Origin of the sequence: Pseudovibrio sp. POLY-S9 (genome assembly GCF_001431305.1) — a bacterium.
Lineage (GTDB): Bacteria > Pseudomonadota > Alphaproteobacteria > Rhizobiales > Stappiaceae > Pseudovibrio.
Genome location: NZ_LCWX01000237.1, coordinates 124,723 through 126,230 on the forward strand (window position 1 = coordinate 124,723; position 1,508 = coordinate 126,230).

Here is a 1,508-nt window from a genome sequence, read left to right on the forward strand (position 1 = left end):
GCATAGGATTGCCGTGCCCTTCCGTCACGCCATGGCGCTCATCAACGAAATCAAGGTGTGCGTCGATCTGGATCACGTGGATCGGACCTTTTTCAGCACAGTCTTCCTCAAAGGCGCGGATGCATGGGATGTTGATGGAGTGATCGCCGCCAATCACCACAGGCAGTGCACCTGCATCGAGGATTTTCTTGACCCCAAACTCAATGTTCGCATGGCTCTCAATGGTCTTGGTGTGGATGATGTCCGCGTCTCCGATGTCAACGATGCGGACATCGCTGCTGAGATAGGTTGCATCATCTTCATGATCATACGCACCGGCATGGCCGAATGAAAACAGCGTGGACGCTTCACGCACGGAACGTGGTCCAAAACGTGCGCCTGAGCGCCATTGTGCGCCAAAGTCAAACGGTGCACCAAGAACCGCTACATCCGCATCAATTTGATCCCAATCCGACACATACTCTTTTTTTCCAAAAGTCGAGATTCCAACGAATGGTAGGTTGAGGCGCCCGGATTTATAGCCGTGATCAGACATATTTCTTCTCCGTTAGTTCATTATCTGTAGGCGAGTTCTGGCAAGAACAACGCAATTTGTGGGAATGCCATCACAAGCCCTGTTGTCAGCAGCAAGATCAGCAAGAATGGGGGAACTCCGCGGACAACATCCACAAATGGTCGGCGGAAAACAGCAATTGCCGTGAACAGATTGCATCCGAATGGCGGCGTGGCGGCTCCAATGGCAACCTGCAGGGTGATGAGTACTCCAACCAGCACCGGATCAAGACCCGTCGATTTGATCAGTGGGGCAAAGATTGGCACCAAAATCAAAATTACCACGATGGAGTCGACAAACATGCAGCCGATGAAGAACGCCAAAATGATCGCCGTCAGCGTCATTATCGGTCCAGCTTCATTCAGCCCGAGCGAACTGATGATTGTCTGAGGCACCTGTGCGAAGGATAGGGTCCAGGAGAAGGCCGCGCCCGCTGCGATCAGGATGAACACCACCGAGGTGATGGCCCCCGTTGACAGAGCAATATCTGGCAGATCACGCAGACGGATGGATCTGAAGATCAAGGCTTCCAGAACAACGGCGTACAGCACACAGATGGCCGCAGCTTCTGTTGGTGAAAAGACACCGCCATAAATTCCACCGACGATGATCAATGGGAAGCCCATGGGCCAGAGTGCGCGCCTTACCGCATCAAACCGCTCTCCCCAGTCAGACCTTTCCAGTACGGGGATGTCGTGTCTGTACGCATGCCACATGCAATAGGCAGAAAAGAACACCACGATGATGAGGCCCGGAACGATGCCAGCGATGAAAAGCTGCGAGATCGATGTGCCGGACACAACACCATAGATGATCATGCCGATAGATGGCGGAATGAGATAAGCCAGATCAGCCGCGTTGACGATCAACCCAATGGTGAAGCTATCTGAATAGCCTGACTTCAACATACGTGGCCGCATCGCACCGCCAACCGCAACAACGGTTGCTTGCGTAG

Annotated in this window: 2 protein-coding genes; both read right to left on the reverse strand. The window is 53.2% G+C overall.

What is annotated here, in order from left to right:
• The coding region (locus tag PPL9_RS34390; RefSeq protein WP_244273459.1) for an arginase family protein at positions 1 to 535 on the reverse strand (535 nt) is incomplete at its 3' end.
• A 20-nt stretch (positions 536 to 555) separates the two neighbouring features.
• On the reverse strand, positions 556 to 1,508 hold a 953-nt coding region (locus PPL9_RS24700; RefSeq protein ID WP_244273460.1), incomplete at its 5' end, for a TRAP transporter large permease.